Source organism: Actinomadura spongiicola, from assembly GCF_003432485.1.
Lineage (GTDB): Bacteria > Actinomycetota > Actinomycetes > Streptosporangiales > Streptosporangiaceae > Spirillospora > Spirillospora spongiicola.
Genome location: NZ_QVNQ01000001.1, coordinates 701,265 through 717,439, shown reverse-complemented (window position 1 = coordinate 717,439; position 16,175 = coordinate 701,265). Strand labels below are relative to the sequence as shown.

General features: G+C 69.2%; 14 protein-coding genes. 7 read left to right on the top strand and 7 right to left on the bottom strand.

Going from position 1 to position 16,175, the window contains the following annotated elements:
• Nucleotides 1-369: 369 nt before the first annotated feature.
• The 3 genes from D0T12_RS03405 to D0T12_RS03395 are packed head-to-tail and all read left to right on the top strand — an operon-like array spanning nt 370 to nt 2,506.
• Nucleotides 370-1,053, top strand: a complete 684-nt coding sequence (locus D0T12_RS03405; protein ID WP_147339361.1) for a hypothetical protein — start codon at nt 370-372, stop codon at nt 1,051-1,053.
• Between the two features lie 29 nt (nt 1,054-1,082).
• Entirely contained in the window at nt 1,083-1,958 is an 876-nt protein-coding gene (locus D0T12_RS03400; RefSeq protein WP_117397745.1) for an MBL fold metallo-hydrolase, read from the top strand.
• Nucleotides 1,955-2,506 carry a carboxymuconolactone decarboxylase family protein gene (locus D0T12_RS03395; RefSeq protein ID WP_117397744.1) on the top strand — a complete coding sequence of 184 codons (552 nt, stop codon included), beginning with the start codon at nt 1,955-1,957 and terminating at the stop codon, nt 2,504-2,506. The genes D0T12_RS03400 and D0T12_RS03395 overlap by 4 nt, the downstream gene beginning before the upstream one ends.
• A gap of 3 nt (nt 2,507-2,509) precedes the next feature.
• Here D0T12_RS03395 and D0T12_RS03390 read toward each other — a convergent pair whose 3' ends face one another.
• The 7 genes from D0T12_RS03390 to D0T12_RS03360 all read right to left on the bottom strand — a co-directional run bounded on the left by D0T12_RS03390 (nt 2,510) and on the right by D0T12_RS03360 (nt 10,387).
• Entirely contained in the window at nt 2,510-3,964 is a 1,455-nt protein-coding gene (locus tag D0T12_RS03390; protein ID WP_117397743.1) for an aldehyde dehydrogenase family protein, read from the bottom strand.
• A 22-nt stretch (nt 3,965-3,986) separates the two neighbouring features.
• Complete coding sequence (locus D0T12_RS03385) at nt 3,987-6,293, bottom strand: CaiB/BaiF CoA-transferase family protein (protein WP_117397742.1); 2,307 nt, start codon at nt 6,291-6,293, stop codon at nt 3,987-3,989.
• 3 nt (nt 6,294-6,296) lie between these two features.
• Nucleotides 6,297-7,190, bottom strand: a complete 894-nt coding sequence (locus D0T12_RS03380) for an amidohydrolase family protein (protein ID WP_117397741.1) — start codon at nt 7,188-7,190, stop codon at nt 6,297-6,299.
• A gap of 13 nt (nt 7,191-7,203) precedes the next feature.
• Entirely contained in the window at nt 7,204-7,986 is a 783-nt protein-coding gene (locus D0T12_RS03375; RefSeq protein ID WP_117397740.1) for a DUF4286 family protein, read from the bottom strand.
• On the bottom strand, nt 7,983-8,423 hold the full coding sequence (locus tag D0T12_RS03370; protein WP_158581390.1) for a Zn-ribbon domain-containing OB-fold protein: 441 nt from the start codon (nt 8,421-8,423) through the stop codon (nt 7,983-7,985). Before D0T12_RS03370 ends, D0T12_RS03375 begins: the two co-directional genes overlap by 4 nt.
• On the bottom strand, nt 8,423-9,571 hold the full coding sequence (locus tag D0T12_RS03365) for a thiolase family protein (RefSeq protein ID WP_117397738.1): 1,149 nt from the start codon (nt 9,569-9,571) through the stop codon (nt 8,423-8,425). The genes D0T12_RS03370 and D0T12_RS03365 overlap by 1 nt, the downstream gene beginning before the upstream one ends.
• Nucleotides 9,572-9,703: 132 nt before the next feature.
• The gene (locus D0T12_RS03360) at nt 9,704-10,387 is read right to left on the bottom strand and encodes a GntR family transcriptional regulator (protein ID WP_117397737.1); all 684 of its coding nucleotides are present in this window, start codon (nt 10,385-10,387) and stop codon (nt 9,704-9,706) included.
• A gap of 477 nt (nt 10,388-10,864) precedes the next feature.
• Between D0T12_RS03360 and D0T12_RS03355 the strand changes: the two genes are divergently transcribed.
• From D0T12_RS03355 to D0T12_RS03340, 4 genes are all read left to right on the top strand, one after another.
• Nucleotides 10,865-12,259, top strand: coding sequence for an ABC transporter substrate-binding protein (locus tag D0T12_RS03355; protein WP_158581389.1), 1,395 nt, complete (start codon nt 10,865-10,867; stop codon nt 12,257-12,259).
• A 220-nt stretch (nt 12,260-12,479) separates the two neighbouring features.
• Nucleotides 12,480-13,490, top strand: a complete 1,011-nt coding sequence (locus D0T12_RS03350; protein WP_117397735.1) for an ABC transporter permease — start codon at nt 12,480-12,482, stop codon at nt 13,488-13,490.
• Between the two features lie 21 nt (nt 13,491-13,511).
• Nucleotides 13,512-14,387, top strand: a complete 876-nt coding sequence (locus D0T12_RS03345; protein WP_117397734.1) for an ABC transporter permease — start codon at nt 13,512-13,514, stop codon at nt 14,385-14,387.
• Nucleotides 14,384-16,168: an ABC transporter ATP-binding protein gene (locus tag D0T12_RS03340; protein ID WP_117397733.1), complete on the top strand. Its 1,785-nt coding sequence runs from the start codon at nt 14,384-14,386 to the stop codon at nt 16,166-16,168. The genes D0T12_RS03345 and D0T12_RS03340 overlap by 4 nt, the downstream gene beginning before the upstream one ends.
• The last annotated feature ends 7 nt before the right edge of the window (nt 16,169-16,175 follow it).

The window sequence follows — 16,175 nt, the reverse complement described above, 5'->3', positions numbered from 1 at the left end:
CGCCGATCGCCCCCACTGACCGGCGCAGGTAGTGACCCGCACCACCTCGACCGGTCCAACGAATTCGTCAGCTTCCCCCAAGTCGACGCTCGACATTTGGCAGCACCTGCCGAACCGGCGCCGGAAAAACCCTCGTGAACTGCAACGATTCCCCGAAGGACCATCCCGTTCTCGACCTCCGCGCCCCGCCTTTCTTTTGTGCGTCCCCGGCGGAATCTCAATCTTTCCGCCCACCGACGGGCGGACCGCCGAGCGACCCGCTGCCGGGCTGGACTGACGGTCCGGAGTGCGTTCACCCCACCCCGGCATGTGTGGGGGTATGGTCTGAAATGTATGGTTTGTAGTGAACCGTCTGGGGTGGGAGGGCGCATGGGGAGGCAGCCGTTGAGCTGTCCGTTCTTCTTCGCGGTGGGGCTGAGGCCCGTCGCGGAGGAGGCGGAGGTGCGGGCGCTCGTCGACTTCTACGACACCGTCCATCTCGCGGAGGTCGTCCGTCTCAACGAGGGGTTCGTCAGCGCGGCGCGGTACGAGCTGACCGAGCCCCTCGACGATGACTCCGTCCCCTCCCTGCTGGCCGTCTACGGGATCGGGAGCGAGGACGCCGCGCGCCGGTTCCTCGATCGGCAGGGAGAGCGGCGGCCCGTGTACACGCCCGGACCGCCGTTGTTCTACAGCGCCCCGGTGGTGTGGCGGATGGTCTGGGAGAGCGCCGGGTCGACCGGCGTGGACGACCTGATGCCCGGCAAGATGGCCATGATCGGAATGGATCCGGCCGCGGACGCCACCGAAGCCGAGATCGCGGAGTTCGACGACTTCTATACGCGCACCCACCTCCCCGAGATCGTCTCGGGGCTCGGGTACGACCGGGGCACCCGGTTCCTGCTCTGGCACGAGTTCACGCATCCCGAGCCCGGCTGTCCCCGGTACAACGCGGTGTACGAGGCCGAGGACCCGAACCCGCGGCCGCCGGGCGTCCCGCCGCTCTCGTCCGGGCCACGGGCCTGGGAGGAGCGCCAGGTCAGGTGGCGGGTGAAGTACCGGCGGGCCGCCTGAGCGGGCGGCTCTTCCAGGCAGGGGGAGACATGTCATCGGTGACGATCCAGGTCGGCCGGACGCGGGTGTCGCATGTCAGCGACGGCGTGGCACGCGGGCCGCGCAAGTACTGGTTCACGGGTGTGGATCCGGCGGAGTGGATGCCCGCCGTGGGTGTCTCCGAGCCTGACGCGCCGTTCACCGTGACGTTCGGCGGGTTCGTCGTCACGGGCGACGGCCACGTCACCGTGGTCGACGCGGGCTATGGGCACCGCGCGCACGAGGTCCCCGGGCTCGCGGACGCCGGTGGGATGCCCGCGGCGATGGCCGCGCTCGGCATCGAACCGGAGGACGTCGACCAGGTCGTCATGACCCATCTGCATTCCGATCATTGCGGCTGGTTGACCAAGGACGACGAGGGCACCCTCACCTTCCCGAACGCGACCGTGCTCATCAACGAGCGCGAGGTCGCCTACTGGACGAGCGACGAGGTCGACGCCATCGCGTTCAACCGCGGTGTGGCCGGTGAGGTTCGGCCGCGCCTTCGCGCCGTGCAGGACGCCGGGCGGCTGCACACCTTCGACGGCGAACTTCGCCTGTCCGACGCGATGACCGTCCTGCCGACGCACGGGCACACCCCCGGCCACGTGTCGGTGCTGGTCGCGGACGGTGACGAGGCCGCGATCCTGGCCGGTGACGTCCTGCACCATCCCGCGCACGTGGACCATCCGTGCTGGCTCCCGTCCGTCGAGTACGAGCCCTCGGAGTCGACGCGCAGCCGGCAGCGGCTCGCCGCTCTCGCGGCCGATCGCAAGGCGAAGATCCTCGCGCCGCACTTCCCCCTCCCCACCATCGTCAACGTGGACCGCGCCCCGGACGGTCACGTGCGGAGCACCCTTAATCACGACGTGGAGGACGCGACATGACCGACCCGCGCATCAGCCCAGTTGCCGTGGACGCCTACCACCGGCTCGAACGCGAGCTGTTCGGTGACGAGGCGCTCACCGGCACCGCTCACGTGTCCCGCACGTGGGCGCACAGCCCCGGGCTGACGAAGGCGCAACGCCCGCTACAGAACTACCTGCTCGGTCAGTCACCGCTTCCCGCACGCGACCGCGAGCTGGCCATTCTCCGCGTCGCCTGGCTGAGCCAGTGCGAGTACGCCTTCGGTCAGCACGTCCGGATGGGCGGGGCCGCCGGTCTGACCCCGGAGGAGATCGAGCGCGTCCCGCAGGGCCCGGCCGCCGAGGGCTGGACGGAGTTCCAGTCGACGCTTCTCCGGGCGGTCGACGAGCTGCACGCCCACGGCCGCCTGACCGAGCCGATCTGGACGGCCCTGGCCAAGACGTACGATGAGGCCCAGCTTCTGGACCTCATCGCCGTCATCGGCCGTTACTGGACCGTCGCCGCGATGCTCAACACGGTCAACGTCCAGCCGGAACCCGGCCTGCCGACCTTCCCGCCGACCCGGTAGGGGTCAGCCGACGTCGATCGCGAGGGTCTTGACCTGGCTGAACTCGTCGAGGACCCAGCGGCCGCCGAGCCGGCCCCGGCCGGACCGGCGGCCGGCCGCGCCGCCGAACGGCATGCTGTACTCCCAGAAGTTGGAGGTGTCGTTGACCACCACCAACCCGCAGTCGATGCGCTCGCCGACCGTGAACGCCTTTCCGAGGTCCGTCGTGAACAGCGCCCCGACGAGCCCGAAGTCACCGCTGTTCGCGGCGGCGATCATGTCCTCCTCGTCGTCGAAGACCGACAGCGAGGCGACCGGGCCGAACGTCTCCTCGCTGAAGAGGGCGGCGTCACGGCCGACGGAGGTGACGACGGTGGGCGGGAAGTAGAAGCCGTCCCGGTCCTGGATGCGCCGGCCGCCGGTCACGACGTTCGCGCCGCGCTCCTGCGCGTCCTCGATCAGCCGGTCGTAGCGGGCGATGCCGGACTCCAGGTGGACGGGCCCCATCGTGACGTCGGGGTCCAGCGGGGAACCCACGACCGTGTCCGCGGCTCGTTCCGCCAGTAGCCGGGTGAGTTCGTCCGCGCAGGACGCGGCCACCAGCACCTTGCCCGCCGCGCTGCACACCTGACCGGCGTTCCAGAACGCCGCGTTCGAGATGGCCGCCGCGGCGACCTCCAGATCGGCGTCGCCGAGGACGACCATCGGCGAGTTTCCACCCAGCTCCAGCAGGAGCTTCTTGTCCCACGCGGCCTTGGCGATCGACTGCCCGGTGCCGCTGCCGCCGGTGAAGCCGACCGCGACGATTCCGGGGTGCGTCACCAGATGGCTCGCGACCTCGACCTCCCGCGTGATGACCAGTTGCAGCAGTTCCTGCGGGAAGTCCGCCGCGAGGAGGATCTCCCGGAACTTCGCCGCCACGACGGCCGTGGTGGGGGCGGGCTTCCACACGACGGCGTTGCCGGACGCGAGCGCCGGGCCGATGTACTCGACCGGGATGTTCACCGGGAAGTTCCACGGGGTGATGACCGCCCACACGCCCAGTCCCTCGCGGCGGACGATCACACGCTTGTTCGCGTCCTGCACGTGCGGCACCTCACCGCCGTGGCCGAGGAGGGTCTCCGCGGCCATCTCCAGCCCGCGGACCGCGAACAGGATCTCCCCCAGGGCCTCGGCGAGCGGCTTGCCGTGTTCGGTGGACAGCACCTCGGCGAGTTCCTCGTGCGAGGCGTGCAGCGCCCGCGCCGCCGAGCGGCACCATTCGGCGCGGGTGGCGGGACGAGCCCCGCGGGTCTTCTGGAAGGCCGCCGCGGCGCTGGCGACGGCGGCGTCCACGTCGTCGACCGACGCCGCCGCCAGATCGGTGAACGGCCGCCCCTCGGCGGGGTTGGTCGCCGGGTAGTGGGTGTCGGTCTCGCGCCACGATCCGTCGATCCAGGACGCGAAGAGGTCGGCGCCCGAAGGCGTGGTGACTGTCATGGTGATCCTTTCCTCGGCGCCTTCATGGTCGGGAACTCGGTTCGGCGGGCAGGGCGGCGTCCATCTCGATCAGGCCCGCGAGCACCGCCTCCTGGTCCTGCCCGAGGTCAGGTGCCGGGGCCGGGTCCGGGGGCGCGTAGCCGCGCATCGTGAACGGGAACCCCTTGCGGCGGGAGCCCCCGTCGCCCAGGAAGACCCGCCGCTCCCGGAACCGCGGTTCGCGTCCGCGTTCGGCCGCCGAGAACACCGGCGCGTTGGCCACTCCCGCCCCGGTCAGCGCGTGGACGCACTCCGCCCGGGGACGGGCGCGGGTCCACGCCTCGACCAGTTCGTCCACGAGGGCCTCGTGCTCCCACCACCACTGCTCGGATCTGCCCGTCAGCACCGCGGGCGCGATGAGGCCCGCGAGCGCGTCCCGGTCGGCCTGGCGGTGGCACGCGATCGCGACCCACTGACCGTCGCCCGCGCACGGGTAGACGTCGTGGGGGGTGGCGCCGGGACGCCGGTTGCCGGTGGGTTCGGGGACCACACCCGTCGCCGCGTGCTCGGCGATCCGGTCGGCGAGAGTCCAGGTGATGAGCTCGCGCTGCGAGACGTCCAGGTGGACACCGCGAACACCGCGCTCCAGGCAGTAGGCGACGAGCGCGGCGCCGAAGAGGGACGCCGCCTGGTCGGGGTAGTTCACCTCGCCGGACGACCACATGGGACCACCATCGGCGTATCCCGTCACGGACGCCAGCCCCGACAGGAGATCGAGCGTCGACCCGTACGATCTGCGACCCGCCTCCGGGCCTTCCTGCCCCTGGCTGGACAGGGAGAGGTAGACCAGCCGCGGGTTGACGGCGCGCAGGGTCTCGAAGTCGGCCCCGAGCCGCCTGGTCACCCCGACGGTGAAGTTCTCGATCACGACGTCCGCCCGCGCGGCGAGCCGGTGCAGCGTCTCGCGATCGACCTCGGTCTTGAGCTCCAGCACCACGCCCAGCTTGCCCGCGTTGTTGGACTCGAACATGGGCGAGACGTCCAGCCCGTTCGTTCCCGGGGCCTGGCCCGCCACCGGCCACTGCCGGAACGGGTCCGGGTGGCTCGCCGACTCCACCTTGATCACCGTGGCGCCGTAGTCGGCGAGCAGCCGTCCGGTGGCCGCGCCCGCCGTGATCGTCCCGAGGTCCAGGACGGTTATGCCGGCGAGCGGCGCCTCCAGGCCGTTCGGGGGTGGCGGCGCTTGACGTGCGGTCCAGTCAAGGTCGGCGTCGCCCAGCGTCGGGGGTGGTCCGGAGCGCCAGGGCAGTCCCGTGGCGCGGGCCGGGGGGCCGACCGGCGCGGTCGTTCTCCCGTCCTGTCGCGGTTCGCGGAAGAAGCCGCGCGATTGGTACTGCCCGTCGCCGCGCAGGTCTTGGAGGTCGGCGCAGAAGCCTACGGCGAGCCCGAGCGCCTGCGCGCGCTCGTAGACCGCCCGCTTCGGCAGGTCCGCCGCCCACCGCTCGATCACCGGCCACCACTGCTCCGGATCGCGGGACGACTCCGGCACCGACCCGTTGACCAGCTCGATCAACAGATCCCACTGGTCGGGGTGGAAGATGACGCCGACCCAGCCGTCCGCCGCGCGGACGATCCGCCACTGCCCCGCCGTGGCGCCCGTGCGCGTCGGAGCGGTACCGGCGACGGCGGTCTCGATGTCGCTCTTCCAGTCGATGTACGCCGCGATGTCGCACAGGGCGACGTCGACCACGTCGCCTCCGCCGCCGAGCGCGCGGCGGCGGAGCGCGAGCATGGCGCCGAGCAGGCCCGCGAAGGCGCCGGCGTGCGCGGCCTGTTCCCCGCCGAGGCTCAGCGGGGCGCGGTCCGGCTCGCCGATCATCGCGGCGAGGCCCCCGTGGCACTCGGCGAGCAGGCTGTCGCCGGGATGGTCGGAACGCGGGTCGTCGAGGCCCGCCGCGGTGATGCTCACCGCGACGAGGCCCGGCCAGGCGTCACGAATCCCCGCCGCGGTCAGCCCGACGGTCCGTGCCCGGGTGGGGCCGAGGTCGGTGAGCAGGACATCGGCACGTTCCAACAAATGGTTCAGCGTCGCCCGGCCGTCCGCCGTGTCGAGGTCGGCGACCACGCTGCGCTTGTCCGCGTCGAGGCTGGCGAACGTGAGGCCGACGCCGTGCCCGTCCAGCGGTGGCCGCGTTCGCGACGCGTCCCCGCCGGGCGGCTCGCACAGGATCACCTCGTGTCCGAGGCCCGCCAGGAGCCGGCCACAGACCTTCGTGGCGACGCCGCCGGACAGCTCGACGACCCGCAGCGCACCCGGGTCGCCGGCCCGCTCCTCGTCTGGGGGTTCCATCGGCTAGCGCGCCGTCTCGGTGGCGCCCGGTTCGGTGCGCTCCCAGTCGAAGCCGCCCTCGGGACGGGGCCAGTTCAGCACCGTCGCCGCCGTCCGGCCGAGGATCCAGACCTTGTCCTCCTCGCTGAGGAAGTCGAGCGTGTACCGGACGTGGTCGAGGTTCTCCCGCCAGGTCGCCCCGCGCACCCGCGTCGTGTCCGACGCCCACATGAGCCGCTGCGGCCCGTACGCGTCGTAGACGCGGCGCAGCGTCGGGGTCAGCGACGGGTACGGGTACGGCTCGGACGTGTAGTCGGGGATCGCGGAGAACTTCATGTAGACGTTCGGGTACTTCACCAGCGGGAAGATGTCGTCGATGTACGCCCACAGGTCCTGGGTGTCCGGATCACCGATGATCAGACCCATATGGTCGACGATCAGCTTGAGGTCGGGGTGCCGTTCCGCGATCGCGGCGACCTTGCGGACCTCGGGGCCGTAGATCAGCAGCATCAGCGGGATGCCGAGCCGTTCGGCGGCCTCCCAGAACCACGGGAACGTGTCGACGTCGATCCAGTCGCGGCCGCGGAAGTCCGGGTAGCTCATCCGGATGCCGCGCATGTAGGGGTTGTCGAACCAGCGCTCGATGCGCTCCCGGTCCGGGTCCCACAGGTTGAACCTGCCCATCACCCCGAAGCGGCCGGGATGCTCGGCGGCCCAGCCGAGCGCCGGGGTGTTGTCGTCCCCCGCCCAGATGGCCGGGACGATCGCCACGGCGTCGATGCCGAGCGCGTCCATCCTCGGCAGGATCTGCTTCGGCGTGGACTCCGGCTTCCCGTTGTAGGACTCGCCGATGTCCGGCCAGGGCCGGTCCGGAGTGTTGGGCAGGAACATGTGGATCTGGGTGTCGAGGATGTACATGCCTTCCCCTTCATCAAGGTTGCCGAGCGGACGCTCCGGCCGGGGACGTCTCCCGTGGAATGAACGAGATGTGCCGGTACCAGAGCCGCCACGGCGTCGTCTTCCTTGGCCAGGAGGCGGGGCCCGGGGTCCAGGTGCCCGCCTTCAGCATGCGCATGGTCGTGGAAATGTCCTCGTCGGTGGCGCCCGGCTGCTCGTAGACGACGAGGAAGCGCGGGCAGCGAGGCTCCGGGTATTCGAGGGTCCGCCGCAGTTTGTACCGGGTCCCCCGGCTGAAGCCGCCGATGGACACCGCTTCGGGCATGTGGACCCTGGTGTAGAACTCGTCGAACTCGTCCAGGTCGTCACCGATGTCCGGGGGCGGTTCGATCCCGATGATGTAGACCGCGCCCGGGGTGGTCGTCGCGGGCGCGCTCTCCGCGACCTTCTCGTAGACCACCCGCCAACGGTGGGTGAGCAGGTCCGGCCACAGCGGCGGGTCGTTGGAGTAGCGCGGAAGGGTGCCCTCGGGGGCGGTGGTCCCGGCGAGGTACTGTTCCACCGCCTCCTCGCTCTCGACCTCGTAGGCCGCCAGGTACGACGCGCCGAAGTCACCGCGTTCGTCCGGCAACTGGAGGGCGTAGCGGTGCGCGGCCGTGAAGCCCGGATACCTCGCGAGGACCTCGGGAACGTGGGTCTCGTCGTAGAACCGGTTGAACCGGGCGAGGTCCGCCGGGTCCGAGCTGCCGAAGTCGAGCGCGATCCAGTACAGGAACCTGTTCGAGAACGGCAGCTCCGCGCTGGTGGGACGGGTCATGCGGCGGGCTCCGGGCTTTCGACGGCGAACTTGAGGATCGTCCGGTCGCTGAAGCCCGGCTGGAACACCGCGCGGACGGGCATGTCGAAGACGAGTTCGTCCGGCGGGTCCACGAGCGTGCTGATGACGGGCGGCCCCTCGTCGAGCTTGATGTAGGCCACCAGGTACGGCCTGACCCCGTCGAAGACGCTGAGATACCGCTGGTGCATCCGGAGCCAGGACCACAACCGGCCCTTCCCGCTGACCGCGCTCCAGGTGAAGGAGCCGGACAGACAGCGCGGACACACCTCGCTGTCCGGGAAGCGGTACTCGCCGCACTCGTCGCAGCACTGCAACCGCAGTTCGTGCGCGGCCAGGCCGTCCCAGTACGGCCGGTTCTCCGGGGTGATCTCCGGCAGGAGTTTCTCGTACTCGTCGGCGATGCTCTGGACGTTCATCAGGCGGCCGCCTCGTCGGTTGTCAGGATGTGTGAGGTGACGATCGGCGACGCGCACATGTACTGCACCGTCGCGCATCCGGGCACCTGCCTGGCGCCGGCCTCGCCGCGTAGCTGGCGCACCGCCTCGACGTGGTGCGCCCAGCCCTGCATGTAGCTCTCGCTGGTGTGCCCGCCCGCCGTGTTCATCGGGCGCGCGCCGTCGTAGTGGATCTTCTTCTCGTCCACCCAGCGCCACGCCTCGCCGCGCGGCGCGTGGTTGAAGCCTTCGAGGGTGAACAGGATGGTGGGCGTGAAGTTGTCGTAGATCTGCAAGCAGTCGACCTCCTCCGGCGCGATTCCGGTCTGCCGGTAGAGCCGGCTCGCCACGTCCTGGCAGGCGGAGTAGAAGAAGTCCTCCGCGGTGTAGTAGTTGGTGACGTGCGCCATGCCCGCCGTCCCGGCGACCCGGACCGGTGGCTTGCGCAGCGACCGGGCGCGCTCCATCGAGGTGACGATGAAGGCGACGGCACCGTCGTTGATGAGGCAGTAGTCGAGGAGCCGCAGCGGTTCGGCGATGAACCGCGACCGCATGTAGTCCTCGCGGGTGAACTCCTCCTGGAACACCGCGACCGGGTTGAGCGCGGCATGGCGGCGGTTGTTGACCGCCAGTGGAGCCAGCGCGTCCTCGCTCGCCCCGTACATCCCCCGGTAACGCTGGTACATCAGGGCGACGTAGGCGCCCGGGGAGGTCATGCCGTACATTTCGTCGTAGGCGGCGGTCGGGCCGCCGCCGTCGCCGCCGTACGTCACCTTCGCCGACCGTCCGTTGTTGCCGTAGACGCAGGCGACCACGTCGACGGTGCCGCTCGCGATCAGCGCGACGGCCTCCTGGAGGGCGAGGCCGCTCATGCGGCCCGTCCCTTCGAGGTCGTGGACGAAGCGCGGGTTCTGGAGGCCGACCACGGTGGCCAGCCGGTCGTACTGGACACGGGAGCAGATCAGGCCGTCGATCTCGTTCTTGTCGATTCCGCAGTCCTCGATCGCGTCCCGGAGGGCACCGGCCGCGAGGGCGTAGGCGTCCCGGGGACGTTCCGTCTTGGCGTAGAGGGCACGGAAGTCCGACTGCCCTACGCCAACGATCGCGATCTCAGCTGACTCGTGCTGCATGCGTCTCTCCGGTCGGTTGGCCCTTGGTCGCCGCTCCGCGTTCGGGCACGATCGTTCGGGCACGATCGGTTCGGGGTTCGGCGCCGCCCGGTCAGGCCGGGTACGCGACGAACCGACGCCCGCCCGGAGCGGTCATGCTCCCGAGGCTCGTTCTTCTTCCAGCTTCGCGACGGCCGCGAGCGCCGACTCCTTGGCGGCCTCCACGTGGTACCGGGCGAGTTGCGCGGCGCGGACGGCGTCCCGGTCGGTGATCGCCGCGACGAGGTCGCGGTACTCCTGGTCGGATCGCTCCCGGCGGCCGGGAATGCTCAGCGACAGCCTGCGCAGCGCGTGGATGCGCGCGTGCAGCGGCGCGAGGGTGGACGCCAGCAGGGCGTTTCGCGCCCCGGCCAGCAACAGCTCGTCGAAGTGGTAGATCGAGGCGAGCTGGTCGTCGTCGCTCTTGCCCGTGCGCGTGAGCTTCACGAGCTCCAGGACCTCGCTGTCCGTGGCGCGCTGGACGAAGAGCGACACGGCCTCCGACTCCAGCGCCGCGCGCACCTCGTAGAGCTGCCGGACGTCGTCGCTGCTGAGCACCGCGACCCGCACGCCCTTCTTGCCCGACGTCTCGACGAGGCCGAGGGCCTGAAGGTGGAGGACCGCCTCGCGGATCGAGGTCCGGCTCACGCCGGTGAGCTCCATCAGCTCGCGTTCGGTTAGCCGCCGTCCCGGTGCCAGCGTGCCTTCGAGGATGGCCTGTTTGACCCTGCGCACGACGAGCTGCGGCACGGTCTCCGCGGGGCGGTCGATCCGCAGGTCCGGTCCGGTCTCAGTCATGCTGTCTCCTCGATTTTGTATGACGTAAGATAGTCATACACGAATCCCACGGTCAACCTCCACCGGATGTGTCCGAACCGTAGCCGAACGGCTAAGCTGCTGGTCAAGGGCCGGTTCATCGCCTTCTCGACGGACCATCTCGGTTCTGGATATTGACTCGGCATAGTACGTCTGCTTTCGTACGTCATACAAACTAGCCAAACTTGGTCGGACGGGACGACCTTCTGTCCACAGTTCGCGGAGCACGGCAGCCACGGACACCCACCGACCTTGTTCCGGGCAAGAGCTCCCATCCCACCCGTACCAGCGTCTTTCTAAGGAGGAAGGATGTTGAGTCGATCGGTAGGCAAGGGACAGAGGAGACATCTCCGGATGCTCGCGCCCGTGGTGACCTCCGCCTTGGTCATCAGCCTTGCGGCCGCATGTTCATCGGGCTCGTCGGAGAAGAAGGGGGCCTCGACCGGCGGAACGCTCCGCGTGGGCGTGGTCGCCAGCACGATCTCCACCCTCGACGCCTACGCCAACCTTCGATCCCAGGACTTCTACGTCCGCAACGCCACGATGTTCGAGCCGCTCGCCCACCGGAAGAAGGACGGCGGCTACGAGTGGGCGCTCGCCACCGGCATCACCCACAACGACGACAACACCGAGTGGACCGTCAAGCTCCGTCCGAACGTCAAGTTCCACGACGGGAGCACGTTCGGCGCGGACGACGTCATCGCGGTGTTCCAGCGCGTCCTGGACAAGAAGAACGCGCTGATCGAGCGCAACTACATCGACTTCATGGACCCCAAGGGGATATCGAAGGTCGATGACCTCACGGTGAAGTTCAAGCTGCCCAAGCCGTACGGGCCGTTCGAGTTCGCCGTCACCAACAGCAACATCATCTTCTACAAGAAGGACTCCAAGCCCGAGCAGGCGATGGGAACGGGCCCGTTCCAGCTCGTCTCGTTCAGCCCCGGGCGGGAGACGCTCGTCAAGAGGTTCGACGGCTACTGGGGCGAGAAGCCCAAGGTCGACCAGGTCAAGATCATCAGCTTCAAGACCGCGGAGGCCTCGACCAACGCGCTGATCGGCCGCCAGATCGACGCCAGCTCCAACATCCTGCAGACCTCGCTCCGCACGATCGAGAAGACCCCCGGTCTGAAGATCATGAAGAGCGATGTGAACCTGAAGGTCTCCATCGGCATGCGCGCCGACACCGAGCCCTTCAAGGACGTGCGCGTCCGCCAGGCGATGCGGCTGATCATGAACCGTAAGCTGGCGCTCTCCAACGCCTTCGACGGCCTCGGTGAGCTGGCCAACGACCACTCGGGCTTCAACCGCTGTCTGCCGGCCGTCCCGCAGCGTGAGCAGAACCTGGAGGAGGCGAAGAAGCTGCTCGCGGACGCGGGCAAGTCGAACCTCAGCATCAACCTGGAGACCGCGGCGAACAAGCCCGGCATGCTCCAGCTCGTGCAGATCCTGGCCGAGGAGGCCAAGAAGATCGGCGTGACCATCAAGGTGCAGAAGATGGAGCTCGGCGCCTACCTGGAGAAGTGGGGCGAGCGGGTGTTCTACACCGGTTACGACACGCGTCCCTACCTGGAGGGCGTGCCCGAGATCATCAGCAACGACGCGGTGCTCAACCACACGCACTGGAACGACGCGGAGTTCAAGTCGCTGGCCGCGAAGCTGTACGCGACCTCCGACCCGCAGGAACAGTGCGAGATCGAGAAGCAGATGAAGAAGATCGAGTACGAGCGGGGCGCGAGCATCCTCACCGCGACGAACCCCACGGTGAGCGTGTACTCCTCGAAGGTGAACGGCCTCATCCCCGAGTTCCCCTCGGGGAACCTGTACGACTTCCGCAAGGTCACCATCGACCAATGAGCAGGTAAGGCGGTGTCACCAGAACCGGAGCTCGCCTCCTCCGACATCGAGATCGCGAGGAGGCGGCTCCACGTTCCACCGGCACGGCGTCATGGCTGGGGAGTGTCCGCTCAGGACCCTCCGAGCCGTAAGGCGTGCTGGGCGTCGCTCAGACCGGACGGAATCGAGCCGACACCCCCAGCCAAGACGACGACCGGACACGTTGAACGGGATTGCTGCAATGGCTATTGAGACGACGACGACCGACGGCGCGGTCAAGGCCGCCCCGACCCCGGACCGCTCGCGGCGGACCGCCCTCGCGTGGCTGATCGCCCGGCGTGCGCTGATGGGCCTGGTGACCTTGTGGTGCATCTCCGTCATCGTCTTCGTGGCGACGCAGACGATGCCGGGCGATGTCGCGAAGATCATCCTCGGGCCCTCGGCGACCGCCGACCAGGTGGCCCAGCTGAACAAGAACCTCGGGCTCGACCAGCCGCTGTTCAGCCAGTACTGGGACTGGCTGCGCAACGTCCTCACCGGCAACATGGGCAACTCGCTGGTCAGCGGCCAGCCCGTGTCCGAGCTTCTCTCGGAGCGGATCTTCAACTCCGCGACGCTGACCGTGATGGCGATGGTCCTCATCCTTCCGCTGTCCCTGCTGGTCGGCCTGCTCGCGGCCGTCTTTCGGGACAAGCTCTTGGACCGGTCCTACCTGGGTGTCTCGCTCATCGTGACGGCGACGCCCGACTTCGTCCTCGGCAGCCTCGTGGTCGCCCTGTTCGGCACGGTCGTCTTCAAGGTGCTGCCCCCGGTCTCGCTGATCCCGCCGGGTGACGCGCCCTGGCAGCATCCGCAGGAGCTCGTGATGCCGCTGGCCGTCATGGTGCTCGTCGGGGTCACCTACCTCTCGCGGCTCGTGCGCGTCTCCTTCATCGACGTGATGGAGAGCGAGTACGTCCAGCTCGCGATGCTGAAGGGCCTGTCGATGCGGCGGATCCTGTTCCGGCACGCGCTGCCGAACGCGCTCGCGCCCAGCATCCCGGCGGCGAGCATCATGGCCGCCTACACCATCGCGGGCTCGGTCGTCATCGAGTACCTGTTCGCGTATCCAGGCATCGGCTCGGCGCTCGTGGACGCCGTCGCCGGCCACGACCTGCCGATGATCCAGGCCATCATCATGCTGATGGCGGCCGCGTTCTTCTGCTTCAACCAACTCGCCGACGTGCTCGGAACCCTGAACAAGTCCCGCTGACCAAAGAAGGAGCGTGCGGCCATGATCCGAACGCGACCCACGGAGCAGGGTGTTCAGGCTCCACCCCAGAACCTCACCCGCCGCGTCCTGACCTCGAAGCAGACCCGGCTCGGGTTGATCATGTTGGTCACGATGATCCTCTTCGCGATCATCGGTCCCTTTCTCACACCGCACTCGCCGACCGCGGTCATCGCGAAGCCGTACGCCTCGCCCGGTGACGGCCTGCTGCTCGGCGCCGACTCGCTGGGCCGGGACATCGTCTCCCGCATCCTCAGCGGCGGCATCAACCTGACGTGGATGGGCATCGCCGCCACCGCCGGCGGCGTGATCCTCGGAACCGCCATCGGGCTGGTCGCGGCCTTCGCGGGCGGGATCGTCGACACGCTGCTGATGCGGGTCGTGGACGTCCTGCTGACCTTCCCGACGATCATCATGGCGATCCTGTTCATCTCGATGGTCGGACCGAGCCGGTGGATCCTGGTGGTCCTCGTGGCGATCGGTCTCACCCCCGGCATGGCGCGTGTCATGCGCGGCGCGGCCCGTCCGGTGATGCGCCGCGAACACGTCATGTGGGCGCGGACGATCGGGCTGTCGTCCCGCCACATCCTCATGCGGGAGGTGCTGCCGAGCGTGACCTCCCCGCTCATGGTCGAGATCGGGCTCCGGCTCATGTGGTCGGTCGTCGGCCTCGCCTCCCTGAGCTTCCTCGGGTTCGGCGTCCAGCCGCCCGACGCGGACTGGGGCCTCATGGTCAGCGAGAACAAGGACGGTCTCGCCATCCAGCCGCTCGCCGTCCTCATTCCCGCCGCCTGCGTCGCCCTGTTCACGATCGGCGGCAACCTTTTCGCCGAGGGCGCCGCACGCGTGATCGGCCGCACCGAAGGGGCTCGTTCATGAAGGCGGTCGAAGTCACCGGCCTCACCGTGGCGCTCGACGACGGCAGTGTCATCGTCGACGATGTGTCGTTCAGTCTGGAGAGCGGCCAGGTCATGGGCCTGGTCGGCGAGTCGGGCTCGGGCAAGAGCACGGTCGGGCTCGCGCTGCTCGGCTTCGCCAAGAAGGGCGCGAACATCGTCGGCGGCAAGGTCGTGGTGGGCGATGTCGACCTGCTCTCGCTCGCGCCGAACGACCTGCGCGAGGCGCGCAAGAAGCTGATCGGCTTCGTGCCCCAGGACCCGGCGACGGCGCTGAACCCGGCGATGCGGATCGGCACCCAGCTGACCGAGGGACTGATCGGCGACAAGAAGGAGAACCTGCCGCGAATCCGCGAGGTCCTCGAAACCGTCGGCCTGCCCTCGGACGACGCGTTCCTGCGCCGTCACCCCCAGGAGTTGTCGGGCGGCCAGCAGCAGCGCGTGGCGATCGCCATGGCCGTGGCGAAGAAGCCGAAACTGATCGTCTTCGACGAGCCGACGACCGGTCTGGACGTCTCCACCCAGGCGAGGGTCCTGGAGATGGTCGCCCAGCTCTGCGCGGACAACGGCATGGCCGCCGTCTTCGTCTCGCACGACCTCGCCGTCGTCGGGACGGTCGGCGACCTGGTGACCGTGATGTACGCCGGGAAGATTCTGGAGACGGGGACGCACGAGGAGGTGTTGCAGTCCGCCGCGCACCCCTACTCCATCGCGCTGCTCGACTCGGTGCCGTCGACGCGCCAGCGGTTGGCGCTCGTCGCCATTCCCGGCCGGGCGCCCGCGCCGGGGACCAAGTTCGACGGTTGCGTGTTCGCGGACCGCTGCGGGTTCGTCGAGGACCGGTGCCGCGAGGCCCCGCCCCCGATGGTCGCCACGTCCGCGGGCGGTGAGGCGCGCTGTATCCGCGTCGACCACGTGCGGAAGAACCGGACGGGCCAGGTCAAGGAGCCCCTGCGACTCGTCGAGGGCAGGGAGGAGAAGACGTCCGTCCTCAGCGTGCGGAATCTGAACGCCTCCTACGGGCGGTCGCAGGTCCTGTACGACATCTCCTTCGACGTCGCTCCCGGCGAGTGCGTGGGGGTCGTGGGCGAGTCGGGCAGCGGCAAGACGACCATGTCCCGCTGCCTGATCGGGCTCCACGAGGACCAGACCGGCGGGTTCGAGATGAACGGCGAGCCGCTTCCCCCGCGGCTGCGTGACCGGTCCAAGGCGATCAAGCAGCAGATGCAGTACGTCTTCCAGAACCCCTACGGTTCCCTGAACCCCCGCGAGACCATCGCGACCGCGGTGATGGTGCCGCTGCGGCACTTCTACGGGGACCGGGGCAAGGCCGCCCGCACCAAGGCGCAGGAGGCCCTGGAGCGGGTGGAGATCCCGTGGCGGCTCGCGGACCGCTACCCGGCCGAGCTGTCGGGCGGTCAGCGCCAGCGGGTGGCGATCGCCCGCGCCCTCGCCTGCAACCCTTCGCTGCTGATCTGCGACGAGGTCACCTCGGGACTGGACGTCTCCGTCCAGGCCTCCGTGGTCGAGCTGCTCCGGTCGCTCCAGGACGACGGCCTGAGCATGATCTTCATTACGCACAACCTCGCCGTCGTGCGCAGCATCGGTGACCGTGTCGTCGTGCTGAGCCAGGGCCGCGTCGTGGAGTCGGGTGCGGTCGAGTCGGTCCTCAACGGCCCGCAACACCCCTACACCCGCGGTCTCCTCGCCGACACCCTCGACGTCGACCGGCCCGACTCCGAGACGAGCGACCTCACCGGCTGACCCGGGA